General features: G+C 46.9%; 23 protein-coding genes and 1 other annotated feature. Of the genes, 18 read left to right on the top strand and 5 right to left on the bottom strand.

What is annotated here, in order from left to right; translation table 11 throughout:
- From G358_RS0106335 to G358_RS0106345, 3 genes are all read left to right on the top strand, one after another.
- Window positions 1–870 (top strand): carbohydrate ABC transporter permease, encoded by an 870-nt coding sequence (locus G358_RS0106335; RefSeq protein ID WP_019636358.1) that lies wholly within the window; start codon window positions 1–3, stop codon window positions 868–870.
- A 66-nt stretch (window positions 871–936) separates the two neighbouring features.
- Window positions 937–2,520, top strand: coding sequence for a type 2 periplasmic-binding domain-containing protein (locus G358_RS0106340; RefSeq protein ID WP_019636359.1), 1,584 nt, complete (start codon window positions 937–939; stop codon window positions 2,518–2,520).
- Between the two features lie 121 nt (window positions 2,521–2,641).
- Window positions 2,642–5,377 carry a glycosylhydrolase-like jelly roll fold domain-containing protein gene (locus G358_RS0106345; protein ID WP_019636360.1) on the top strand — a complete coding sequence of 912 codons (2,736 nt, stop codon included), beginning with the start codon at window positions 2,642–2,644 and terminating at the stop codon, window positions 5,375–5,377.
- Window positions 5,378–5,603: 226 nt separating this feature from the next.
- On the opposite strand, the gene G358_RS0106350 is transcribed toward G358_RS0106345, so the two are convergent.
- Window positions 5,604–6,644, bottom strand: a complete 1,041-nt coding sequence (locus tag G358_RS0106350; RefSeq protein WP_019636361.1) for an NADH:flavin oxidoreductase — start codon at window positions 6,642–6,644, stop codon at window positions 5,604–5,606.
- 482 nt (window positions 6,645–7,126) lie between these two features.
- Window positions 7,127–7,675: a TetR/AcrR family transcriptional regulator gene (locus G358_RS0106355; RefSeq protein ID WP_019636362.1), complete on the bottom strand. Its 549-nt coding sequence runs from the start codon at window positions 7,673–7,675 to the stop codon at window positions 7,127–7,129.
- Between the two features lie 189 nt (window positions 7,676–7,864).
- Between G358_RS0106355 and G358_RS0106360 the strand changes: the two genes are divergently transcribed.
- The gene (locus tag G358_RS0106360) at window positions 7,865–8,794 is read left to right on the top strand and encodes a ketopantoate reductase family protein (RefSeq protein ID WP_019636363.1); all 930 of its coding nucleotides are present in this window, start codon (window positions 7,865–7,867) and stop codon (window positions 8,792–8,794) included.
- A gap of 141 nt (window positions 8,795–8,935) precedes the next feature.
- Here G358_RS0106360 and G358_RS0106365 read toward each other — a convergent pair whose 3' ends face one another.
- A complete protein-coding gene (locus G358_RS0106365) occupies window positions 8,936–9,601 on the bottom strand; it encodes a DUF4097 family beta strand repeat-containing protein (RefSeq protein ID WP_019636364.1) in 666 nt (221 codons plus the stop codon).
- A gap of 234 nt (window positions 9,602–9,835) precedes the next feature.
- On the opposite strand from G358_RS0106365, the gene G358_RS33415 reads away from it, so the two are divergent.
- The 14 genes from G358_RS33415 to G358_RS0106440 all read left to right on the top strand — a co-directional run bounded on the left by G358_RS33415 (window position 9,836) and on the right by G358_RS0106440 (window position 22,851).
- The gene (locus G358_RS33415; RefSeq protein ID WP_019636365.1) at window positions 9,836–9,985 is read left to right on the top strand and encodes a hypothetical protein; all 150 of its coding nucleotides are present in this window, start codon (window positions 9,836–9,838) and stop codon (window positions 9,983–9,985) included.
- A gap of 54 nt (window positions 9,986–10,039) precedes the next feature.
- Window positions 10,040–10,801, top strand: a complete 762-nt coding sequence (locus G358_RS0106375) for a MerR family transcriptional regulator (RefSeq protein ID WP_019636366.1) — start codon at window positions 10,040–10,042, stop codon at window positions 10,799–10,801.
- Window positions 10,802–10,823: 22 nt separating this feature from the next.
- The gene (locus G358_RS0106380; RefSeq protein WP_019636367.1) at window positions 10,824–11,501 is read left to right on the top strand and encodes a GAP family protein; all 678 of its coding nucleotides are present in this window, start codon (window positions 10,824–10,826) and stop codon (window positions 11,499–11,501) included.
- Window positions 11,502–11,689: 188 nt separating this feature from the next.
- Window positions 11,690–11,955, top strand: a binding site (T-box leader).
- 105 nt (window positions 11,956–12,060) lie between these two features.
- Window positions 12,061–13,146, top strand: coding sequence for an aspartate-semialdehyde dehydrogenase (gene asd / locus G358_RS0106390; protein ID WP_019636369.1), 1,086 nt, complete (start codon window positions 12,061–12,063; stop codon window positions 13,144–13,146).
- A gap of 457 nt (window positions 13,147–13,603) precedes the next feature.
- Window positions 13,604–14,725, top strand: a complete 1,122-nt coding sequence (locus G358_RS0106395) for an NAD(P)/FAD-dependent oxidoreductase (RefSeq protein WP_019636370.1) — start codon at window positions 13,604–13,606, stop codon at window positions 14,723–14,725.
- 325 nt (window positions 14,726–15,050) lie between these two features.
- Window positions 15,051–16,280 carry a serine/threonine transporter SstT gene (gene sstT / locus G358_RS0106400; RefSeq protein WP_019636371.1) on the top strand — a complete coding sequence of 410 codons (1,230 nt, stop codon included), beginning with the start codon at window positions 15,051–15,053 and terminating at the stop codon, window positions 16,278–16,280.
- A 199-nt stretch (window positions 16,281–16,479) separates the two neighbouring features.
- Window positions 16,480–17,172, top strand: a complete 693-nt coding sequence (locus G358_RS0106405; protein ID WP_019636372.1) for a response regulator transcription factor — start codon at window positions 16,480–16,482, stop codon at window positions 17,170–17,172.
- Complete coding sequence (locus G358_RS0106410; protein ID WP_019636373.1) at window positions 17,169–18,710, top strand: sensor histidine kinase; 1,542 nt, start codon at window positions 17,169–17,171, stop codon at window positions 18,708–18,710. Before G358_RS0106405 ends, G358_RS0106410 begins: the two co-directional genes overlap by 4 nt.
- A gap of 214 nt (window positions 18,711–18,924) precedes the next feature.
- Window positions 18,925–20,091, top strand: a complete 1,167-nt coding sequence (locus G358_RS0106415) for a TolB family protein (protein ID WP_019636374.1) — start codon at window positions 18,925–18,927, stop codon at window positions 20,089–20,091.
- A gap of 40 nt (window positions 20,092–20,131) precedes the next feature.
- On the top strand, window positions 20,132–20,830 hold the full coding sequence (locus G358_RS0106420) for a stalk domain-containing protein (RefSeq protein WP_026342103.1): 699 nt from the start codon (window positions 20,132–20,134) through the stop codon (window positions 20,828–20,830).
- A 329-nt stretch (window positions 20,831–21,159) separates the two neighbouring features.
- On the top strand, window positions 21,160–21,477 hold the full coding sequence (locus G358_RS0106425; protein WP_019636376.1) for a PadR family transcriptional regulator: 318 nt from the start codon (window positions 21,160–21,162) through the stop codon (window positions 21,475–21,477).
- Window positions 21,474–22,169: a DUF1129 domain-containing protein gene (locus tag G358_RS0106430; protein WP_019636377.1), complete on the top strand. Its 696-nt coding sequence runs from the start codon at window positions 21,474–21,476 to the stop codon at window positions 22,167–22,169. The genes G358_RS0106425 and G358_RS0106430 overlap by 4 nt, the downstream gene beginning before the upstream one ends.
- 51 nt (window positions 22,170–22,220) lie before the next feature.
- The gene (locus G358_RS32955; RefSeq protein WP_019636378.1) at window positions 22,221–22,379 is read left to right on the top strand and encodes a hypothetical protein; all 159 of its coding nucleotides are present in this window, start codon (window positions 22,221–22,223) and stop codon (window positions 22,377–22,379) included.
- Window positions 22,380–22,497: 118 nt separating this feature from the next.
- Window positions 22,498–22,851 (top strand): hypothetical protein, encoded by a 354-nt coding sequence (locus G358_RS0106440; RefSeq protein ID WP_019636379.1) that lies wholly within the window; start codon window positions 22,498–22,500, stop codon window positions 22,849–22,851.
- A 54-nt stretch (window positions 22,852–22,905) separates the two neighbouring features.
- On the opposite strand, the gene G358_RS0106445 is transcribed toward G358_RS0106440, so the two are convergent.
- Entirely contained in the window at window positions 22,906–24,189 is a 1,284-nt protein-coding gene (locus tag G358_RS0106445; RefSeq protein WP_240479968.1) for a sensor histidine kinase, read from the bottom strand.
- 1 nt (window position 24,190) lies between these two features.
- Window positions 24,191–24,946 (bottom strand): LytR/AlgR family response regulator transcription factor, encoded by a 756-nt coding sequence (locus G358_RS0106450; protein WP_019636381.1) that lies wholly within the window; start codon window positions 24,944–24,946, stop codon window positions 24,191–24,193.
- Between the last annotated feature and the right edge of the window lie 178 nt (window positions 24,947–25,124).

The raw sequence follows: 25,124 nt of genomic DNA on the forward strand, positions 1-25,124 counted from the left end.
ATGCTTGAATCGAGAGGGGAAAAAATATTCGTTACGTCAATCACGGTATTGCTCGTCCTGTTCTCTGTTGCTGCAATTATACCGCTCCTGTCCGTTATCGCCACTTCGTTTAGCTCCAAAAGCGCCGTAGATATGAACCTGGTAACGCTATGGCCGAAGCAATTTACACTAGATTCATGGAAGTACATTATCGATCGTCCCGATTTATGGAAATCATTCCTTCTGACGCTCGGTACTACGTTAATCGGAACGGCATTGGCGCTTCTGATGACCGCCTTGTTCGCTTATCCGCTGTCGAAGCCCGAATTTCGCTGGGGCTCCGTGATTATGGTAGCTGTAGTGATCGCCATGATCTTTAAGGCGCCGATTGTCCCTTATTTCCTGACGGTCCGCGGCGTTGGTCTCTATGATAACCCGCTCGTTCTGGTCATACCGCATATTCTGAATCCGTTCAATTTAATCATCATGAGAACCTTCTTCAAGCAATTCTCCAAGGAATTGGAGGAAGCCGCTTTTCTCGAAGGGTGCGGATATTTCCGAATGCTGTTTCATTTCGTGCTTCCACTGTCCAAGGCAGTGCTGGCGACCCTTGCTTTATTTTACGGTGTGGTGTTATGGAACCAATTTCAGCATCCGCTGTTCTTCTTGCAAAATACGGACTGGTTTCCGCTGCAGATTAAAATCCGGCAGTTCATTACGGACGGCAATGTGATCATGGCAGGCGCTCCGACTACAGCTGATCTTAACTATAATGAGCGGACTTTAAGAGCGGCGACCGTGATCTTTGCGATCATTCCGATCATTTTGGTGTATCCTTTCCTGCAAAAATATTTTGTAAAAGGAGCTATGATCGGCTCCGTAAAAGGTTAGTATCTAGGGGTGTTCGTTTTTGCAAATTAGACATAAACCTGATTTCTTTCCAAAGGGGGAAAAAGAATGAAGCTTAAAAAAATCGGCGTATTATTGGCGATAAGTGTTCTTGCAATGACTACGGTGTTAACGGGTTGCGGCGGAAGCAAAAAAGCTTCCGAAGGTTCATCAGCCGCGAACCAAAAACAGACATCCGCTGGTGAAGAGGTCGTCGATATTGAGGTTTGGGGTACTAACATCGGATACAAACCGGTCGAAAAAGGCAGCAAGCTGTATGAATTTTATAAGGAAAAGCTTGGCGTTGGCGTGATCCATCCGTATGTGGAATGGAATGGAGGCACCAACTATTTGAATCAGTTAAACCTGAAGATTGCCGCCAATGAAATGCCCGACTTGTTCTTGCCTCAGCAGGGGATTGAGGACAATTTGGCCAAAAACGGCGCAATTGCCGATCTGACGGAGCTTCTGCCTGAACATGCGCCGAATTTGTGGAATGCTATTCCAGAGGATATGTGGAATGTGGTCAAGGCGAACGACCCCACTGGTCAAGGGAGAATTTATTATATCCCCGGCGTGGTGGATTATGGCAGATATGCTGGCATGATCCGTCAGGATTGGCTCGACAAGTCGGGGCTGCAGATGCCGCAGACCCAGGAAGAATATATTAAGGTTTTGGAGGCATTCCGGGATCAGGATCTAAACGAAAACGGACAGAAGGACGAAATTCCAACCGGTGGCCGGGAGGAAGCGCGATGGATGGACCATTTGTTTGCGATGTACGGGGTGGCCATGTTCGAAGGTTATCCGGACTGGGACATTTATGACGGCGAGTTGACTTACTCCGCAGTGACTCCGAATATGAAAGCGTCTTTAGAATTCCTGTCTAAGCTGTACAAGGAAGGCTTGATCGACAAGGAGTCGCTGTTGAACACCAAGGATAAGTGGGACGGCAAGATTCATTCGGACAAGGTCGGAAACTACTTCCACTGGGTGGAGCACGGTTACTTGCCTTTAGAAAATTTGTTTAAGAATACGGGCGTAAAAGCTGAGTTTACCGTACTTCCCCTCCCGGAAGTCGAAGGCTATGATGGTTTCTATACTTGGAAGAGATTTACCCCTCCAGCCTGGGTAGTCAAGAACAACAAGGATGAGAAGAAGCTGATGGCCACCATGAAGCTGCTGAACAATATGTATGACGAAAAAGTCTGGAAGGATCTGTATCTCGGCGTGGAAGGTATGCACCATATGATCAAGGACGGGCAGGCAACCCGGCTGCCGGATGACAAGAGTACCCAAGAGAATCTGATTCTCGATCCGTATGCCAAAATATCCACCCTTGATTTCATGATAGATCTGAACAAGAGCACCGCTTCGGAAGATAGATTGTGGGCCATTGACCAGGTCAACCGGAATATGGAAGAAGCTCAGAAGTATGCCAAGGTCATAGCTGGTGACGGCATGCCGGCTAGCGTATACGACGGTTACCCGGATATTAACAATCGTACGCTTTACGTGGAGTACGCCACAAAAATTATTATTGGGCAATATCCGATCAGCAAGTTTGACGAATTCGTCGAGAAGTGGAATCAATCGGGCGGCGAAGAAGTTACGAAACGCGCAAGAGAATGGTATGCAAAAGTACTGAAATAAATGGGTAACCCTGAATATCCGCCCGGCATTTTCTAAAGTCGGGCGGATATTTCCATGTGGGCCGTGATGTGGGCCGTGATCTGTTTGATGTTCTGAAACTAAGTTGAACCAGGAGGCTATCATGAGTAAACGTTTAAAAGAAGTGCTTGAGGGGAGAGAGCAAAACTACATTCTTCCCTTTCTCTGGCAGCATGGCGAGGAGGAGCAGACGATTCGGGAGGAGATTGCCCGTGTTCATGAAGCCGGAATCGGAGCCGTCTGCGTGGAATCCCGGCCTCATCCGGATTTTCTTGGACCAAAATGGTGGAGGGATATGGACATTATTTTGGAGGAAGCCCGGAATCGGGGCATGAAGGTATGGTTTCTCGATGATGATCATTTTCCAACAGGGCATGCAGGGGGAAAAGTAAAAGAGGCGCCTGCTGAGCTTCATCGCATGTTTCTCGGGGAACGCTATGTCGATACTATCGGTCCTGCCGAAGGGACATCCATTCTGCTGGATACTTTGCTGATGAACGGGCTTCGGCCAACCGTTTCGCTTACCCGAAACGCGAATGGAATCAATAAGCTGGTTTCGGTGGTTGCAGTCCGCCGCAATCCGTCCGATGGATCATTACTCGGTGAAAGTGTCGACATCACTGAACTTGTGGAAGATGGAATCCTTTATTGGGATATCCCTGAAGGGTATTGGCGGATTTTTATTATTTTCGAAAACAAGGATGGCGGTAGCAAAGCGCAGGAAAACTATTTAAACCCGCTGGACCGGGAATCGGTTCGCATCTTGCTTGATACGGTATATGAAGCTTTTTACGAGCGGTACCGGGAAGACTTCGGAAAGACGATTGCCGGCTTCTTCTCGGATGAGCCCGGGTTCTACAATGATCCGGCAACCTTCGATTTCAATTCCAAACCCGGAAAACAGGGGGTGCCGCTGCCCTGGAGCCGGAACATGCCGGACATGCTGGAGCGAGCCCTGGGACCGGGCTATCGCAAGCTTCTATATCTTCTCTGGCAGGATGCCGGTGAACAATCGAGTATCGTGCGGTACGCCTACATGAATATTGTCAGCAAGCTCTATGCGGACAATTTCTGCGGTCAAATCGGCACATGGTGCAGAGCTCGCGGGGTAGAATACATCGGCCATATTGTTGAGGACAACAATGTCCATGCAAGATTGGGTTCTAGCGCTGGACATTTCTTCCGCTCGCTCTGGGGACAGGATATGTCGGGCCTGGATGTCGTGCTGTGGCAGATTGTGCCCGGCTTCGATGAATTGTCTTTCCGCTGGCCTGGGGGAGGAGAAACGGACAGTGAATTTTTCCATTATGGCCTCGCTAAGCTGGGGGTGTCACTCGGGCATGTGGATCCCAAGAAGAAGGGCCGGACGATGTGCGAGCTGTATGGGGCCTATGGCTGGGCGGAAGGCTTGAAGCTGATGAAGTGGCTCACTGATCACATGCTTGTTCGGGGCGTCACTCATTTCGTTCCGCATTCCTTTACCCAAAAGCCTTTTCCGGATCCGGACTGTCCGCCGCATATGTATGCTAGCGGACAAAATCCGCAATACCGTTACTATAAACATTTAAACCGATATATGAATCGGATCAGCCATCTCATTTCGGAAGGAAGGCATGTGGCCACCGCAGGTGTCCTGTACCACGCCGAAGCGGAATGGTCCGGGGAAGCGATGTATTTTCATAGGCCGGTAAAGGAATTGATGCAGCATCAGATCGACTGCGACGTTCTGCCTGTCGATGTTCTTTTGGATACGGCTGCCGTTACAGACGGGAAGCTGCACGTCCACCGCGAAGATTACGCGTGCTTAATTGTTCCTTACGCAGAAGCGCTTCCGGCGGCAATGATCCGCCGTCTGGCCGATTTTGCAGAACAGGGGCTGTCCGTTCGCTTTGTTGGCGGTCTGCCGCTGGGATCGAGTGAGGGCTTTGATGTTTCCGCCGAGTTGTTCGCTCTTGCCGATCATCGGAATGTGAAACAGGTGGCTTTGGATAAGCTAGCGCAAGATTTGATTTCGGACGGCTATTATGACATTAGCATCGGCGGGTACGAGCCCTATCTTCGGAGCTACCATTGTACTCATGATGATATGGATGTGTTTATGCTCTTTAACGAAAGCCCGCATCAAACGATTCGCACGCCGATTGTTTTGCCCGTCCAAGGCGAAATATATGCCTATGACGCTTTTCTAAATCGCTTGAACCGTTTGGATGCGAGCGATGGGGAAGGTACGACAACAGTGCAGCTTGTGCTGCATCCGTATGAATCCATCGTGCTGCTCCATGGAACCGGTCTTGAAGGTTTAAGCGCTGCTCCGCCGAAGTATGTGACAGATTCCGAGCATAAGCTTGACGGCGAGTGGACAATATCCCTCTCAAAAGCTGAACAATATCCTCTTTTCCAGGAATGGGGAAGGCGGGAGGCGTTGGTGAATATGAGCAGACCTGATTGCTTGCCGCACTTTACGGGTACCTTCCGTTATGAAACGGAGTTTGAATGGGATAAATCTGCGGGCGGGGTTTTGTTGGATTTGGGCGAGGTTTATGAAACAGCGGAAGTATGGCTGAACGGAGAGCATGCGGGTGTCCGCATCTGTCCGCCTTACTCTCTGGAAATCAACGGCCTGCTGAAGAAGGGGAAGAACAAGCTGGTTATTGAAGTTACGAATACGTTGGCAAAAGATCAGCGCGACTACTTATCGTCGTTTGCACAGCAGGAACCAAGCGGGCTGATTGGACCTGTTCGGCTGCATTACGCATTGCCGGGAACCCTTGCGGAGCCTGGATTTGAACAAAAAACCGTCAGAAAACTAGATTCTACCAGGCCTTTGACAGGCTTTTAATTCCGCTCAATTGACTAATATTCTACTTGAATCTCATTAGCGCGGACGGTTCAAATCCGTGTGGGCTTACCCGCGAGGGTTCGAGTCCCTAGAGCACATCACATTAACAAAGAATTAGCTCTTGAATTTGTCCTTGTGACGGTTCAAGAGCTTTTTTTCATGATTGGGATTTGTAAAGTTTGCTTGGCTGTCGGGATTGGACTCACCGAATAAGTCAATAAGAGTATTAATACAGTTTTTTTACTGCTTCGGGGTCAAAGGGAACCCAGTCGCTCATTCTACCTTCGCGGAGCTTACTGGCCCAAGCAGGGTCAGCTATTAATGACCTGCCTACGGCTACCAGATCGAATTCTTCGCGTTCAAGTCTTTTGATTAATTCGTCGACTTGAGTAAGGCTCGCTCCCTTTCCTTCAGTAAAGAAACTCGTTACATCACGATCCAGACCAACCGAGCCGACGCTGATTGTCGGTTTCCCTGTCAGTTTTTTTGTCCAGCCAGCAAGGTTCAACTGGGAGTTTTCGAATTCAGGTTCCCAGAATCGGCGAGTGGAGCAGTGAAATATGTCAACACTTGCGTCAACCAAAGGGGCCAAGAACATTTCCAGTTCATTTGGTGTTTTCACTAATTTGGCTGTGTAATCCGTTCCCTTCCATTGCGAGAACCGAAGCACAATCGGAAACTCTGGTCCGACAGCAAGACGACAAGCTGAAATAACCTCAGCTGCAAATCGGGTACGGTCTACGAAGTTCCCACCGTATCGATCCGTGCGCCGATTCGTTTCCTCCCAGAAAAATTGGTCGATTAAATAACCATGCGCGCCGTGAAGTTCAATACCGTCAAATCCCAGACGCTTGGCTTCGAATGCTGCCTGAGAGAAGGCCTGGATAATTGCCTCGATATCCGATTCGGAGTAATCATTGACATGGCCTTTAGCACCCATATGCCATATCTGAGGTATAATCTTCCCGCCTGCGTCATGTACCTCCTTCACTACGTTAGCCCAACCGTTCAAAGCATCTGCGCCAAAAAAGTGCGGCACGTTACGTTGATTGGATGAGTCGGGATGATTAATCACTGTCCCTTCGGTAATGATAAGTCCAACGGCGTTTTCAGCTCTGCGGCGATAATAAGCGGCCACATCGGCTCCCGGAATCCCATCGGGAGAAAATTGTCTTGTCATCGGTGCCATCACAATGCGATTCGATAGTGTCGTATCCCCAAAGGAAAATGGTTTAAACAACGATTGAACGGCTTGCGTATCATTCATAAATATTACCTCCAATAGTAATGTTAAAGAAAATCTTTATGACTTAACCTGCCGATTTATTATTAATCTTATGGTCAAAAGCATTGCAAAAAATATTTCTCTAGCTACAATTGTAGGGCGTTTGTGACACGAAAAATATACCGATTAATAACTTATTAGTCAATAAAACCTATAGAAATCATTTTTTTAAAATTGAGTTATGCCGTACTCAATCGAATTCACAATCCACCGAACAACTCAGATCTTGAAACACTTTGCGGGCGGTAGTATCGACAGGCAAGAAAACCTCAATTTGAGAATGCATTCGAACCGCAATACGAATGATCGTCTGACGATCCGGGATGCAAGCGTGAGCGTCCGATCAATAGATTTTTATATGTGGGGCATGCTTCGTCGTTAAGTTCCTGTTGCGTGAACCGTTTCAAGGTTGAAGACGATCGGTCGGTAAGCTCCTGCCATCGCTTCATTCGCAGCGTTTCGACTCAATGGTAGTGGTTGGTTTGCAGCAATGCCCACAATTTATCCGTGATCTGCTCTGATGAACAAGGCATAGAGTTTACAAACCACCATTCTAAAACGCCGGTTACCGCTGAAGCTAAAAATTGAATGGAAATCTCTGATTGAATCACATTAGTGTCGTTCTTGGACTGATAGTATCGCTGCAGCGCTATAACCATTTCATCATATATGCATTTTTTAAAAACAGAAAAACCTACGTTTTTAAACAAGATACGTAAAAAATCAAAGTGGTTTTCTAGATACTTAAAGATGAATAATAGTGAATCCTTGTTTAGTTTCTTTTTATCGTGCATTATACTTCTGGATTCTTCTATCATTTGTGAAAAATTAGATTCGATGCATTTGTCCAACAAATCGTACTTATCGATAAAATTCAAATAAATTGTACCGCGATTAACATTGGCTTTTTCTGCGATGTCGTTCATGGATATTTTGTCTAATTCTTTATCTTTAAGTAGTTCTAAAAAAGCGTCCATAATCACTTTTTGAGACTTTTGCTTTCTTTTGTCCATCGGCGATAGTCCTCCTTATAAGCAGATACGTCATGTTGTTGCTTAATGAACAATCGTGCAAATCTGCCTATTGAAAGTACAATATTCATTTTGATAATCTGACGGTAACATACAATTGTTCATTAAACAACAAATGTCTGTTATCGAATTCCGAGTTATGCATATCAAATAGATAGGTGGTAATCACTTTTGAGAGTATTAGTCTATGGCGCGGGAATTCAAGGCAGTCTCTTAGCCCATGTGCTTGCAACAGGAGGCAATGATGTTACTGTTCTGGCAAGAGGAAAACGTGCAGAAGAATTGAGGAGCAATGGAATTGTAATACGTCATTACATTCAGCGCAAAACAACTGTTGATAAAATAAAAGTTATCCATGAATTAAATAAAGACGATGTATATGATGTGATTTTTATAACTATGAAGTACACGGACTTTCCCCATGTTCTGCCGGCCCTTGCCCAAAACAGCAGTGAGAATATCATACTTGTAGGAAACAATGCAACTGCGTCCGAGATGGAGGCCTATATTGAGGCTAACAGTGAAAAAGCTAAAAATATAGCTTTTGGATTTCAATTGAGCGGCGGAATAAAAGAGGAAAACCGCATCATCGCATTACGATTTAATGCTGGAGAGATGGTGATCGGCGGCTTAGAGAAGGAGGTTAACTTTAAGGATGTCTTGGAACAAATTTTTAAAAATACGAAATATAAAATAACATATGAAAAAAATATAGACGACTGGCTAAAAAGTCACATTATATTGATTTTACCTATGAACCTGGCGGCTCATATAAAAGATAATAACCTCAAAGCGGTTGCGCGAGATCATGGAATGTTAAGGCAATTGGTAGCAGCCATGGACGAAGGGTACGATGTATTAAAAGATTTAGGGTACGAAATAATCCCAGCCCAGCACGCTCATTTTGTAAAACGATATAAGCTTTTGAACTTTTTATTTTATAAGTTATATCACTGTTTGCCGATTGCAAGTAAGGTGGAGGGTTCCTTCGCGGAATTAAAAGGGTTGTATGATGTTTTTTATAAAATGAAAGCAGAGTCTAAAGTAATCACCCCTAATTTGGATAGTTTAGTGCATGAATCGGAAGCAAAAATACGATAAAGCTCAGGAGTAGAGTGGAGTGGAGGGTTCAGGTTCACCGCTTGTTCCAAGCCTGAGAGTCTGCCGAGGGCAGACTCTTTTTCAATGTCCGCTTTATCTCCTTACAGTTTTGCTTCACTTAATGAATGAACATCTGCTGTATTATTCCCTAATGCTTATATTTCCTGAACGTGTCTTAATATACACGTCAAAGGAGCCATTCCCCGTAAGTCCCTCTGTCGATTTCTGCTTGTCCTGGCGCTCGTCCCAAGGAATAGCTACAGAGCGTCGTCCGCTTCCTGATTTAAGCAGCCACTTTACGTTGGAATCCTTATCCTTCAGTTTTAAAATTACGTTCCCGCTATAAACGGAAACATGGATATCCTGGTTTATTTGCTGGTAATCCATGGAGACATTTCCGCTTTTGCTATCAATATTTAGCTTGTCTGCCTGTAAATCGTTGATTTTTACGTTTCCTGAAGAGCCGCTCAGCAATACCTCCCCTTCATAGTTCATGGGAACACGGATCGTTAACCACGGTTTTCTTCCAATGTTTATGATCCGTGTGAGATCGCTTTTCAATTGAATTTTCAGCTCCTTGTTCTTTTGAACCATCACGATATCGGAATTGTAGCTGCCCATTGATATGAAAGCCTCGAGAGCATCGACCTCCGCTGATTCGATATGAACAGGGGTGCTGCCATGGTCAATGTGGAGGCGTTCTATCCCTTCTAGTTCCTTGCTCTGCACATTCATAGACCCTTCGTTACCACAGGCCATTAGAAAAAACGTACAAAACATCAGCGCACAAATACACAATTTTTTCATCTTCTTGTACTCCTCACTTTGCTTCTTTCTATGAGAGTGATTATATAAGGTTACGCAGCGTCAGCTTCAAGTAGTTTTTAAAAAGGCTTGAAACTGACGTTACGTCATTTTGTATAATGTCCCTAGCCGCTATGAGGTTGATCATAAATGATTCATGTAAATGATCATGTCAAGTCATGGGCTGTCATGGTTAGGGCGTAGATGGGAAACCGCTGGGACGAAGGAGAGAATGATGTGAACAGAGGAGATATGATGATTTATGCGTGCGTCATTATAGGAGCAGGAATCGGACTGATTCTTAAACAAGCGTTCCCTGGCGCCTTGGTCGGCTTAGGCGTAGGCTATCTGATGAAGCATGCTTTGAATAAGGATAAAGACGAATAATCCTCTGCTTTACACAGACAGTGATTAAAGAGGATAGTCAGGAGGTGTCTTGGATTGATTCCGATTCAAAAGGTGGCAAAACAGACCGGGGTTACGGTGAGGACGCTGCGTTACTATGACCAGATCGGATTATTGGCGGCCTCATCCAAAACGGAAGGAGGACATCGGCTTTATACGGAGGAAGATTTGCGCAAGCTTCAACAGATCCAATTTTTTAAAGGAATTGGGTACAGTCTGAAGGATATAAAAGAAATTCTTGCCGACCCCAAATGGAATTGGTCGACCAGCCTGAAGGCCCAACTGGCTTTTATTATGGAAGAGCAAGCAAGGCTTAGATTAATCGAACAGGGCTTGCGCGAACTCCTTGGCGGGCTCGTCGTAGAGGGAGGGGAGGATGTGCTTGCGATCCAAAAGTTCATTCAATTAGCGAGCCAAGACAGGAAAAGACGGTATTCGTTTAAAGAAAGCCTGTTTGACGATAAAGAATTGGAGCTTCTGCAGAAGGTACCGCATATGAGGGGAGATGATCCCGACTCATTGGAGTGGATCGCGCTTATAGGTCAACTCAAGCAGCAGATGAAAAGGGGCGACGTGTCGTCACCGAAGGTGCAAAGCATCATCAGACGCATGCTGGAAAAACAAGAGGAGAATTTCTCGGGCGAGGAGGAATTTATCCAAAAATTATGGGACGTAAGGATGTCATCCTCTCAATCGGAAGACCTTGGTCTCTATCCGATCGACCGGGAAGTACTTGAATTTATGGAGCAAGCCTATGAGTTCTATATGTCATTGCAGAGTGAACGGTTAGCTCCTTAACAAGACCAGGGGGAGGAAAAGTGTGAATATAGAATTGCTGCTTTCGGTAGGCGGGCTGGCCTTGCTGGATACATTGAGTCCAGCCACAATAGGAGTTACCGTATATTTGCTGTTAACGGAAACCAAGGGCCTTGCTTCAAGGCTGCTGATTTATTTGCTGACGGTCGCCGGTTTTTATTTTTCGGTAGGAGTTATGCTGATGTTGGGGATGGGGGTGCTGCTGGAGTCGGTGGCCGCTCTTTTCCAGAGCAGGGTCGTAAGCTGGGTGATCTTCCTCATCGGAGCAGGCTTGTTTATTGCCAGTTTTTATACTCCGCAAAAAAGGAAATCTACAGCGTCAAAAAGTATAACGGAATTGCCTCGTCCGAGGTCAAAAAGCCGGCTCTCGATGGTTGCGCTGGGATTTACAACGGCATTGGTTGAGGTGGGGACGGCGTTTCCTTATTTTGCTGCAATTGGTCTAATGACGACGGCTGATCTGACCCCTTATCAGTGGCTGCCGATGATGGCAGGTTATAATTTTGTTATGGTTCTGCCATCGTTGATTTTGTTCATGCTAGTTTTGTTATTTGGACGGATGATGCAAAAATCGCTGGAACGGCTACAGGTGAGAATCGCCAAGCAATCCAGCTCGGTCCTGTCATGGGTGCTGTGTATCGTGGGGCTTATTCTCATTATTAATAGTTTGGATTATTTATAATTCTAGCTGCTTAGTGCTGGAAGCGTTGAATTATAACAAAAGAAGCTCGATAATGTTAAGTATGTCGAATAAATGCCGCCGGTCAGCGATCACAAGGTCATTTTTACTTTATTTTGAGCACCCAACAGCCCTAAATTTCACATATGGGTTTACGTTTCGGCAGAAATTTGGTATTATAATCGTTATATTTAAATGCAATGATGAGAAGAGTAAATAAATGAAATCTTTTACAGAGAGCTCCGTTTGCTGAAAAGGAGTAAAGCATTTCTTTATTGAAAAAAGCCTCTGAGCAGCACATCGGAACTTTGACTGTCAGGGATGGTGTGCCAGGAGCTCCTGTTACAGAGCTAGAGTATAAGCGTGCAGAATGGTATGCTGTACTTGAAAAGGTTAATATGGCGACATATTAACGAAGTTGGGGTGGTACCGCGGGCATACATATCTCGCCCCCAAGACGGATCGAATGTCTTGGGGGTGGGATTTTTTTAATTTAAGGGACAAATAGGCTAGGATCGTTCCGGGTACAGACTGAATAAACATGGAAAGGAAAGGATATGACATGGGAGAAAAATTAAAAGTAGGTATTGTTGGCGGTACGGGGATGGTCGGTCAGCGGTTTGTTCAGCTGCTGGATGGGCACCCTTGGTTTACAGTTACAGCTATTGCGGCTAGCGCAAGCTCCGCGGGCAAAACTTATGAAGAATCCGTGCAGGGCAGATGGAAGCTCTCCACACCAATTCCGGACGGAGTAAAAAATATCGTCGTTCAGGACGCAGCGAAAGTATCAGAGGTTACGTCCGGGGTCGATTTTGTATTTTGCGCGGTGGATATGAAGAAGGAAGAGATTCAGGCTTTGGAAGAGGCCTATGCGAAGACGGGTACCCCGGTCATTTCCAACAATTCTGCTCATCGCTGGACTCCTGACGTCCCGATGGTTATTCCGGAAGTGAACCCGCAGCATCTCGAAGTTATTGCAGCGCAGCGCAAGCGGCTTGGAACGGAAACCGGGTTTATTGCCGTTAAGCCGAATTGTTCTATTCAAAGTTATGTGCCAGCTCTGCATGCCCTGCTTGATTTTGAACCGACTACTGTAGTCGCTTCGACGTACCAGGCGATTTCCGGAGCCGGCAAAAATTTCAACGATTGGCCGGAAATGATGGACAACGTCATTCCTTACATCGGCGGGGAAGAGGAGAAGAGCGAGCAGGAGCCGCTGCGCATCTGGGGCCACGTTGATAATGGGCAAATTGTTAAAGCAAGCGCTCCTCTGATCACGACGCAATGTATTCGCGTGCCCGTGACGGACGGACATATGGCTGCTGTGTTTGTATCGTTCAAAAACAAGCCTTCCAAAGAGGAGATCATTGCCCGTTGGCAGCAATACCAAGGTAGAGCGCAGGAGCTCAATCTGCCAAGCGCACCGAAGCAGTTCATCACTTATTTTGAAGAAGAAAACAGACCGCAGACCGGACTCGATCGCGACATCGAGCAGGGTATGGGTGTCTCGACAGGCAGATTGCGCGAAGATTCGCTGTACGATTATAAATTTGTCGGACTATCGCACAACACTTTACGCGGTGCGGCCGGAGGCGCTGTACTGATCGCCGAGCTGCTTAAAGCGGAAGGTTATATTCAAGCGAAGTAATTGTGTCTGTCCTGTCTTTTGGGCAGGAATGGGTAGTTGAGCTTCAGCGAAGCGCGTGGTTACCACGAAGCATTTGGGTTACTACGAGGCATAGGGTTACTATGGGGCGTTTGGGTTACTATGAGACGTTTGGGTTACTATGAGATGTCTGGGTTACTATGAGATGTCTGGGTTACTATGCGGCGTTTGGGTTACTACGAGGCGTTTGGGTTACTACGAGGCGTTTGGGTTACCCGATAAATGGATTGGTTGTATTTAAAATCCGCGTTCAATTGTTGAATGTACAATTAGCTGGATTTCATGTCATTAAACTGGGGCTTCTAGGCTAACAAAGCTGAAAACCAAGTTTTAGATACATGAAATCCAGTTTTTTCGTGATTTGCCGTAATTGAGCTAGAATAGATACTAGAAATACATCTAAATTACACTTTTACCTCAGACCAAAGGAAGTTGTTGCATGCAAAAGTTTATCGTAATCGGCGCAGGGATTTTAGGCGCTTCAACGGCGTATCAATTGGCGAAAAGGGGAGCGGAAGTGGTCATTGTTGATCGGAATGATGAAGGACAGGCAACGGACGCCGCTGCCGGGATCATTTGTCCTTGGATTTCCCAGCGGCGCAACCAAGCCTGGTATAAACTAGCCAGGGAAGGGGCGCGTTTCTATCCGGCCTTGATTGAGGAACTGGAAAGAGACGGGGAGACCGAAACCGGCTATGCACGCGTTGGCGCCCTTCGGATCCACAAGGAAAGAGACAAGCTTATTGAGCTGGAAAAGCGTGCTAATAAGCGCAAGCATGATGCCCCGGAGATAGGCGATATTACCCTGCTCGACCCAAGCGAAGTGAAGCGCTTATTTCCCCCGCTCGCCGACGAATACGACGCGCTGCATATTAGCGGGGCCGCCCGCGTCGATGGACGCGCTCTCCGCGCTGCGCTGCTCCGCGCTGCGATGAGAAAGGGCGCCGTACTGTTGAATGGGGAAGCGGAGCTTTGCTTTGGCACCGGGGCGGTTACAGGAGTGCGGGTCGGGGATGAGCCGATGATCCATGCCGGCGCCGTCGTTGTATGCGCCGGCGCGTGGATCAATCCGCTATTGGAACCGTTAGGCGTAGAATTCAAAGCGACCTATCAAAAAGCACAGATCGTCCATTTGGCATATCCGGGTACGGAAACGGGCAGCTGGCCTGTCGTCATGCCGCCTGGGGATCAGTATATTCTGGCATTTGACAGCAACCGGATTGTAATCGGCGCAACCCATGAAAATGATCCGCAAGGCTTCGATACCCGCATCACGGCGGGCGGTCTACAAGAGGTGTTCAGTAAGGCGTTGACGTATGCGCCTGGGCTAGCTGACAGTACCTATGTTGAGGCAAGAGTGGGTTTTCGCCCGTTTACTCCAGGATTTCTGCCGGTGATCGGCGCTTTGCCAGGTTGGCGAGGCATCTTTGTTGCCAATGGTTTGGGCGCATCAGGACTAACGATGGGGCCCTATATCGGATACCAACTGGCCAAGCTTGTTCTGGGGCTGGACATCGATATTGCCTTGGAGGATTACAAGGTAGCGGGGGCCATAGGCTAATAATCCGCCTGGGCATGTCCCGCCTGGTATTCCCGACCTGGCATGTCCTGACTGGGTATGTCCAATTCGGCATGTCCGACTTGGCATGTGAGACTCGGGTAGGTATAAAGTTAGTCATGCCTGATTCGGGTGAGAATAAAGTTAGTCAAGTCTGACTCCGGTAAGCATAAAAATTATGTCTATATATGAATATTATCGCACATATATTTCCACGCGTTCACAAACAACACTATGCGTGATAAACTAGCGCTATGTCTCATTAAAGCGCCAAATAGCGCCACGGCAATCCATCATATTTGCATAATTCGTATCCGGAGGAATAATCATGAAAACAGTCGTACTCAGGTGGAATAAAATAAGTCTCGTAAAACGAATCTTTGCGGGAATTATAATTGGGATTATATTGGCCCTGTCCGTTCCTAAAGCAGCAGGTATCGCAATTTTTGGAACCTTGTTTATTTCCGCGCTAAAGGCGGTTGCACCCATATTAGTGTTGCTCTTGGTCATGTCTGCAATAGCCAATCATAAAAAAGGGCGCCAGACGAACATGAAGACGATTATCACACTGTATGGTGTAAGTACTTTTTTGGCAGGTGTTATCGCCGTTGGGGCAAGTTTTATTTTTCCGGTAAGGCTGTCTCTAGTAACGGATGCGGTAGAACTGACTCCTCCTGGAAGTATTGTTGAAGTATTGAATAAACTGCTCTTTCAGATTGTGGACAACCCGATCAACGCTCTCCTGAAAGCCAACTATATCGGTATTCTCGCTTGGGCGATCCTGCTTGGACTCGCTTTAAAAGGGGCCAATGATCACACGAAAAGTATGCTTACTCATTTCTCGGATGCCGTATCGCAAATCGTCAAATGGGTCATACAACTTGCGCCGTTTGGCATTATGGGGCTTGTGTTTGACTCCATAACAACCAACGGGCTTTCGTCCTTGCTTAATTACGGGAAATTACTGCTCGTGCTAATTGGATGTATGCTATTTATAGCGCTTGCCGTTAATCCATTGATCGTATATCTGAACACCCGTGAGAATCCCTATCCTCTCGTGTTAAGCTGTCTGAAGGAAAGCGGGATAACGGCGTTCTTCACCCGGAGTTCTGCGGCGAACATTCCGATTAATATGCGTTTATGCGAAAAATTAAAGCTGGACCCGAACACCTATTCCGTTTCCATCCCATTAGGGGCTACGATTAATATGGCAGGGGCGGCGGTTACGATTTCTGTCTTAACGCTAGCGGCCGTCCATACGCTTGGCATTCCTGTGGACTTTAGCACAGCGGTGATCCTTAGCGTCCTGTCTGCCATATCGGCTGCAGGCGCTTCGGGAGTAGCTGGCGGGTCGCTGCTGCTCATCCCTCTGGCGTGCAGCTTGTTCGGTATATCGAATGATATCGCTATGCAGGTCGTCGGTGTCGGCTTCATCATCGGTGTGCTGCAGGATTCTTTTGAAACGGCGTTGAATTCATCATCAGACGTACTTTTTACGGCTACCGCCGAGTATGCCAAAAAGCGCAAGGAAGGCAATAGCGCTAGTGTTAGTGCTTAAATCCAAAGCAGGCGGCCTGTGTGCCCCTGCTTTTTTTGCTGAAAAAATTAGGCGATGCCCAAACAATGATTGACTTGAGTTCGGAGTCAATTTTAGTCATTCCCAAACCGCTTGAAGGTGCGGTATACTGCACCTAAGATTTTTTCAGCATATTCTAGTTGATATAATACATGGTATAAAAGCATGCGAGGAGATGTCCATGATCAAAATACTTGTGGTGGATGACGAGAGCAGCATCCGAGCGGCTGTTGCTTATGCGCTGCGCAGGGAAGGGTATGAGGTGGAGATGGCTGTGGACGGCCAGGAGGCCCTGGACAAGGTGGAGACGTTCCGGCCTACGGTTATGGTGCTCGATGTCATGATGCCTCGTGTAAGCGGTTATGATGTATGCCGCAAGCTGAACGGACAGGCGCGGCCGGCGATTCTGTTGCTGACTGTCAAAGATGATATTGTCGATAAAGTGCTAGGGCTGGAGCTGGGCGCTGACGATTACATGACTAAACCTTTTGATATGCGGGAGCTGCTGGCCAGAGTCAAGGCGTTATCACGCCGTGGAGGTTATGTACAACAGGTGCAGCAGGAGGAGCAGGAGGAAGTACTGAAACTAGGAGATTTGACCGCAGAGATATTCAGCCGCACGGTGTCCATTCAAGGTGAGCTGCTCGATTTAACACCTAAGGAATTTGATTTGTTAGTCTTGCTAATGCGCAAACCGGGTCGGGTCTATTCGCGGGAAGTGCTGCTGGAGAAAGTATGGGCTATGGATTTTGCGGGCGGCACCCGCACCGTGGACATCCATGTACAGCGTTTGCGCAAAAAGCTTGGCAACCTCTACGGTATCATTCAGACCGTTCACGGAATCGGCTATAAAAGTACGGAGTTACCTAGATGAACGGCAAATTTCGGCTAGGCCTGAAGGGGAAGTTGTCTTTGTTGCTCGCCCTATTACTCGTTTTTGTCGTGACCTGCCTGAGTGTGCTGGTGCTGAGCGGCATCCGGGAGAACCAGCGGACCCTGCTGGAGCAGTCTTTTACCCGGCAGGCAGAAGCCGCCAATCTGCACGTGCGGGAGGAATATCTGACCGAAGGCAGGATGCAGCCGGAGCAGTTTATGAAGCAGTGGGGTCAACGGCTGGCCGTGGATTTGGGCGCACAAAGCGGTATGGCAGTGACGCTGTATACGGTGGACGGCACCTTTGCCGATACCTCGCTGCCATTTCACCCCCAGGCCGATGTGCAGGATGCTCTGCAATTTACAGCCCAAGGGCAGTCGGCGTACATTACCGAAGGGGATCAGTTGTTGTTTCTCGCTCCTCTCTACAATGCCGAGCAGCGTTTGGGCACGGTGCAGTTTCATGCTTCAATAGCTGGGCAAAATGCTTTTTACGCCCGAATTCGCCGGTTGTTTCTTCTTGCTGGAGCCGCCGTGCTTGGAATCGGTTTCCTCATCGGTTACGTCTATGTCCGGCGCCAGGTTAATGTCATTGACCGGCTGAACAGGGCGGCATCACAAATTGGGCAAGGCGCTTATCTATCGGCCCCTTCGGTCATCAGAAAGGATGAGCTGGGTGAGCTTGCCCAAGGAATCTATAAAATGAGCCGCAGTATTTCCACATCAGTCGGTGCTTTGCATGAAGAGAAGCAGAAGCTGCTTGATACGGTGGGACGACTGCGAGAACTGGAGCAGCAGCAGAAGCAGTTCATCGGCAATATTAGCCATGAGTTGAAGACACCGTTAACCTCGATCATCGCGTACGCCGACCTGTTGAATATGTACAGCGATGATCCTGCTCTGCTGGACGATGCCGGAAGGCGTATCCACGTGGAGGCGCAGCGGCTGTATAGTCTTGTAGAGAAGGCGCTGCAGTTGTCGGCGATGGATGTTTACGAGTTTGAGACACGAGCGGAGGCGGTTCCATTGCGTACTTTGCTGGAGGAAGCTGTGGCCCGGCTGCAAGGAAAGGCGGACAGCTGCGGGGTCACTATCCATACTTCGCTTGCTGCAGGAGAGGTATGGGCCGATCCTGAGAATGTGATGCATATCATGCTTAATTTACTGGACAATGCGGTGAAATATAACCGGCCAGGCGGACAAGTCCACCTGATTAACTACATTACAGTACAAGCAGATGGGACACAGCAGATGATCATCGAAGTTGCCGATACGGGAATCGGTATTCCAGAGGAAGCCGTACTACGTATTTTCGATCCGTTTTATACAGTCAGCAAAGACCGTTCAAGAACCAGCGGTGGAACTGGACTTGGGTTAGCTCTGGTTCGTAATCTGGCCGAGAAGCAAGGAGGAACGGTACAGCTTGTCGAGACGGGTCCGGATGGGTCGTGTTTCATGGTGGAGCTTCCACTGCATGCTTCTGATTCGGAAAGAATAAAATATACACAAACTAACAAAGGCGAAGCTCGGAATGAATAAGATCATCCGGGCTTTTCGGCGTGATCGAGTTCAAAATACGGATTCACAGCTTCACGGATTGTTTACAAGTTCGTTACAAGTCAGATATTTTTAGGAAATATTGTCTCTCTATACTAAGGGACGTGGGGAACTTACAGCAGATTAAGCAGAGCATAACACGGATCAAAGCGGCCCGGCTCGGATCTGAATCACATTTTTTGGAAGGAGGGCCTCGATGAAGACGAACAGAAGGAACTATATCGCCGGACTGCTTGCTGCAACCTTGCTGGCAGCCGGCATGATATTGGGTTGTAATGCAGCGCAGGAAGGAAGAATAGCACCGGTTCGCAGCACGCCCGATGTAGGAAGTCGCACCAGCACCGGGACGGGAGGAGGAAAACGTGAACTGACCGTAGTCAAAGAGGGCAAACCGCCTGCTGAGCAGGGAATTGCCGTGCAGCGCATACACCGGATTGAAGATGCAAATATAGAGAAATGGCTGTCAGACCATGAATTGGAGATCGAAGTGACCACATTGGAGAAGGAGGCGACTGCTGCGGAGGGAGCACAATATAGCCACCATCGGTTCCGTTTGGATCTGGAGACAGGACAGCGACAGAGCATTGCGGAGCAACCAGGAGCGAGTCGCGGAGAAGTTATCAAATCATACTTATCGCCGGATGGGAAATACAGCTTCATTCAGACCTGGGAGAACAAATATACGGCCGTGAACGCGATCGAAAATATAGCTACAGGTGAACGGCGTGAGGTCACGGTTGATAATTATATAGAAGTGGGCGGTTGGCTCAATAATGACTCCTATATTCTGGCCGCCGGCTCGATGGAAGACTTAGGTGTGATATGGAAGATTTCCGTGGACGGTACCCGGGAAAAGATCGAGTTACAGGATAACGAAGTAGATTACTTCATCCAATCCCAATTTGCTGTGGGTAATGGGCAAATATATTACACAGACGCCAAAAGCCGCCTGAAAAGCTTTACCCCCACACAAACTCGGCCAACCGTGCTAGCCACGGATATCTCTACCTTGAGCCTGTCTCCTGACAGTCAGCGGATTGCCGTCACCTCAAGGCGCGACGGGCAGGAAAAAGATAGCCTTCTCATCTATGATACGAGTGGTCATGTACAAGGCTTACAGATCGGTAAAGGTGATGTAGTGTCCCGTCAATCCTGGTCTCCCGATTCTTCCAAGCTGGCTTTCGCGGTTTATACTGAGGATCAGGGCGGCATGAATGGGATCTATATTTTTGATACTGTCTCCGGCAAGGTATCGCCGCTAGGTTTATTGTATTACCCAACGTATCCGCTAAGCTGGAACCCTTCTGGCACAAGGCTCGGTATTACTGAGGATGACACATATATTGTCGATTTCAAACTATGATTATGTTCGGAAAAAAAGAGAAGAAAAAGGTGAGAGCGTTATGAAAAAAACACTTTTGTCCCTTATCGTTGTGGGAATGGCTTTATCGGGAGCCGCCGGTGTGTATGCTGGAAGCAAGCTGGAGAAGATCAGCGCTTATCTGAATCACGGCATTACCTTTAAAGTAAACGGAGCCGTTCAATCCTTAACAGACCGTAATGGCAAACAGCTGGTGCCCATCACCTATCACAATACAACGTATCTGCCTGTGCGGGCCATTTCCAACATGGCTGGAATCAATGTAGAGTTCGATGCCTCCAGCCAGCAGATTCGCCTGGAAACGAAACAGAGCGGCGATAACCAGCCTGCAGGTGAACTGACAACGGTCAGCTACAATGAAGCACAGATTAAGGCGATTAAAAAAGCTTACGCTAACTTCGAATCCTTCGAGACGGCCTATGCTCCAAAGCAAATGACCGCAAACGACAGTTACGTTAAAGCGGAAGCTACGAGCGATGGAGTCCATTTAATCTTTAAGCATATGATTGTTAATGTGTCGCCACGGGATTATTCCGCTGACTATGAATCCAAGGAGGTCAAGTTATCCAACGGCGTTAAAGCGAAGTGGTATACACCTTCCGATACACCGATGCTGGGTTTCCAACTGGACGACCGGACGGTAACGATTAGCTCCCCTGACGGTTACCTGAGCAGCGGTCAAATCGAGCAGGTGGCAGTTAGTGTGGCTAAACTGAAGTAAGTATGAATTGATAAATAACAAAATGCCCTCTGATGAATTTGAGATCAGGGGGCAGTTCGGATCTATATTTTCCTAGCAGGCGATCGAAATATTAAGAACAGAAAATAAGGCGCGCCAGTGTAATGAATAGGCCGGATGGAATTTCGGTTGGGGCTCACTTAGATCTTTATCGGGATGGCGCTAGCCGTCCTTTTTTGATTGTTCGAGAAGTTCAGGAAAAATTTAAAGTAATAATTTGACATACCAGCTACCTTGTATTACAATATAGCCACTAACATGTATTACAAGGTAGTTGGAGAAGAGGTGTTAGAACAGTGATACCATCACAGATGCTTAAGGGTACTCTTGAGGGATGCATCCTCAAGGTAATCAGCGTTAAAGAAACATACGGATATGAGATTTCTCAGGAGCTTCAGGGTTACGGTTTCTCTAACATATCGGAGGGAACGATTTATCCGCTGCTGCTTCGGATGGAGAAGAATGGTTACATTCAAGCCCAGTATCGTGATTCTTTAGTAGGCCCCAAAAGGAAGTATTTCTCGATTACTCCGATTGGTGAACAGGAGCTGGACAATTTCGTTGGCAGCTGGAAATTGCTTGAACGTGCAGTAAACCGACTTTTTACAGGTGGAGGGAAAGAAGAATGAATAAACAAACGAAAATATTGAATCGGCAAAATAATGAATTAGATAAGAAGCTAGTTCCAGAGAATCAAACTATAATGACCGATATGGTCTGTTACTTGCGTGTAGCGAACATTAGCGACTATGATCAGGAGCTTGTGCGCCATGATTTACTAGAAATCGTTCTGTCGGCACAGGAGCGCGGAGAGGAGATAAGCGCGGTTATCGGCGATGACTATAAACAATTTTGTGATGAGATCATAGCGTCTTTACCTGAGAAGAGCAAAAAAAGTAAGTGGTTGGATTTTGTTGACACTATACTGTTATGCTTGTCCGTTCTGGGTTTGATTCACCTTGTTCTGTCGAAAGATAGCTTCCAAGTATTCAAGCATTTAATCACAGGAAAAAAAGATAATTTTATGATCTCATTCACCATTGGCGATATCATATCGTACGTTATTATTTTAGCGGCTTCTTTCGCGATTGTTCACTACATTGGTAAAACATCTTTTAAATCTGTTGCCCAGAATACGGGAAGGGTTAAAAGATTCATCGTGGGCGGGGCCATTGGTGTCGGTATTATGGGCGGATTCATACTGATCAATGCTCTTGGACGCCAGACGATGTTTCAGGTTCATGTTATTGCCCTTTGCATCGTTACTTTGTGCATGTATGCAGGTCATAAAATTCTGCAAAACTATGTTCAAGCTAAGTAAAATAGAAAGTGCGAGTTCCAGGGCCTGTACCCTAGGAGACTCGCTCTTTTTTTGCCGATTACACAGATGGGGGCTTCTTCTGTTTCTTTTACTGATAAACGCCGAGGAAACAGAGCTGCCAATAATAGCGGTCAGGATGCCATTAAGCAGGTTGAGGTGATAGCTGGCGGTCAGCATACTCAGGAAGCCGTGTTGCGGATTCATCTTTAAGCACAATAGCTTTGTTGCCGGCCCGGGATTTCACACTTTTTCCACGAATAGTAAAGTGCTGCGGTGGATTTGCCGATAATAGAGCTAAGCGTTAATGGATGAAAGGAGGCACAATGGATTGGAAATTCGTGCAGCGATCGACGGTCAATTGACTGCGGAATTTGCTGCCTACACTAAACTGGTGTTGGCCAACCGCATTCAAAGTCAAAAACGTGGAATCCGTATGGATGCCAGTATGAACTCCATGAGTTTTGAACAATTCATGCAAGCTATTCAAAAAGAGCAGACAGTCAATCACGGCTACGCCAGGCAAGTATCCCCCGATGAAGCAGCCAACAATCGCGTATATATGCAGTACAACGGGATGAACGGTTTTGGACATCAACGGTTTGCTACGATTCAAAGGGCTTATGAATTAGGGTTGGTTGATTTCAGCGGAATTTTGATTTCTTCTTATCAAGCTGAGGCTTAAGTAAATACCCTGACAGTACTGTAAATGCAGACTGTTGGGGTATTTATTTTATTTTTAGGCTGGAGCAGATTGCTGTCTCTCAATATTAAAAAGTACAATTTCTAGTTGAAAAAGCTGGTTGCGATAGGAAATATCCACTAGGCCGTTGTTGTCGTTAACGATCTTTTTAATATTTCTTAGGCCCAGGCCATGACGGCCTTGAGCATTCGGCTTCGTAGAATACAGTTCCCCTTGCCGATTTGTGCGAATTTCGTGAATGTAAGGATTTTGCATCCGCATAAATAAGCTGTCGTGGAGATAATGCATTTGTATCTGGATATACCGGTCTTCATTCGTCATTTTCTGGACTGCTTCAATCGCATTGTCCAGCGCGTTCCCCAGCACGACACTGATTACTGCAGCGTCCAGAACGAGGTGCGGCGGTATGTTTAAATCGATAAGAAAAGGGATGCCGATTCTTTTGGCTGTCTGGGCTTTGTAATTGAGCATGGCGTCAAGGATGAGGTTCCCGCTATTGCACAACTCTGCTGGATGCCCGATATGTCCCAGCAATTTTTCGATTTCTTCTTTGCTTGTATTTTCGCCTTCCGATTGCAGACGGGCATGCAGGCCAAGCAGTATATTTTTGAAATCATGCTGGAATCGGACGGTCTCCTCATGCCTTTCCTTAATAAACTGATATTGGTTGACATAGTATGTCATTTGCTGTTCGAGCAAGCGGCTTTTGTGCTGGGCGGAGTGCGCCTGCAGTACACGATCACACAATAGGAACACAAGGAAGTTGATGATGAGCAGCCCTATGGCTGAAATAGGAAAAAAGATTGGATAAGCTCGAAAAAACGGATGGTCCGATAATTGAATAACCCCCAGTATACTTATTATTGGGCAGAAAAAAAGGAACAGCCAGTACGATCCGGCCAGATTGCCGTCGCCAAAGGTGCGGGCTATGCGTACTGAAATATAAACGAGCATAAAGATGAGAAGTTTGGTAATAAAGAGCGAAATGACATAGCCGCTTGTTGAATAGATCGGCTGGATTACCGCATCGCTAAGCAAAATAAGGACAGTCATAAAAAGCGCGGTACAAACCCTCCATTTCAAATCCCCTCTGTAAAGGCATGACAGCAGTACAATCAAGCCGGTATTTAATAAGAGAAGAACAGAACCTGACCAGGGGCTGAAATGCAAGGCTGTATGGATCGTAAAATAAAGCATGTAGCAGGCGGAAAGCCAGAGGCGGCTCTCCATGCGGCAGATGAAAAAATGACTGAAAAAATAGTGAATGATAAATAGCAGAAGCGGGAAAGTAGCCAGATAAAACAGTTCTTCCACGAACATATTATTCAATGAGACTCCCCCTGAATTTCAAATATTTTTGCTTCACGCCGGCGCTCCTCTTCTCGCTGACCGGCAGTTCCACGCCGGTGACGAGCATTATCTTGTTATAGCTGAGCTGCCGGACAAAGTAAAAATTAACGATGTAGGACTGGTGTATTCGAATGAAATCGCTGGCGGGCAGCTTGTTCTCTTCTTCATTTAATGTGCTGTAGTAATCCAATTTCCCGTCCTTTGTGTAGAGATGCACTTTTCTGAGTTTACTTTCCAAATACAAAATGTCCCGGAAGGGCACGAGCAGATCTTTCCCTTTTTGTTGTACGGCTAGGAAGTTTTTTTGACCCTGCTGCTGTCGGCGGATCGCTTTTTGCATGGCAGAGAAAAGCTTTCGTTTAAACGCCTCCGGTTCAATCGGTTTACGGATAAATCCCGATGGTCTAACATCGAACAGCTGCACATGATACTGCTCATGGCTGGAAACATAAATAAGCTGTACCAGATCGTTATCGTCATCGGCTCTTAATCTATGCCCTGCCTGGATGCCATCCAGCTTCTCCATTTCAATGTCCATAAAAACAATATCAAAGGGGCAGCCGTTTTCAATCGCTTTAGAGAAGCTTGCCCCCGAGCAAAACACTGACACCCCGACAGGATGCAAATTACGGTTGGCCGCATCCAGAATCAGGCTCTCCATTTGTCCGGTTACCTGCAAATCATCATCGCAAACCGCGATACGAATCACAAAATCATTCCTTTCCATAACTATCCACCCGATTATGATATTACATATTTGTGGAAATACAAGCCACAATATCACTTTGCTGTCCGCTATACCGGGGAATTCGCTCGAAAGTTACATTAAAACCCGTATTTTTAACAAGCCGCGCCAGGGATGGATAACGGTATGTTATCGTTACTAGAGCAGAAAAGGACACAAG

This window comes from Paenibacillus fonticola DSM 21315 (genome assembly GCF_000381905.1).
Lineage (GTDB): Bacteria > Bacillota > Bacilli > Paenibacillales > Paenibacillaceae > Fontibacillus > Fontibacillus fonticola.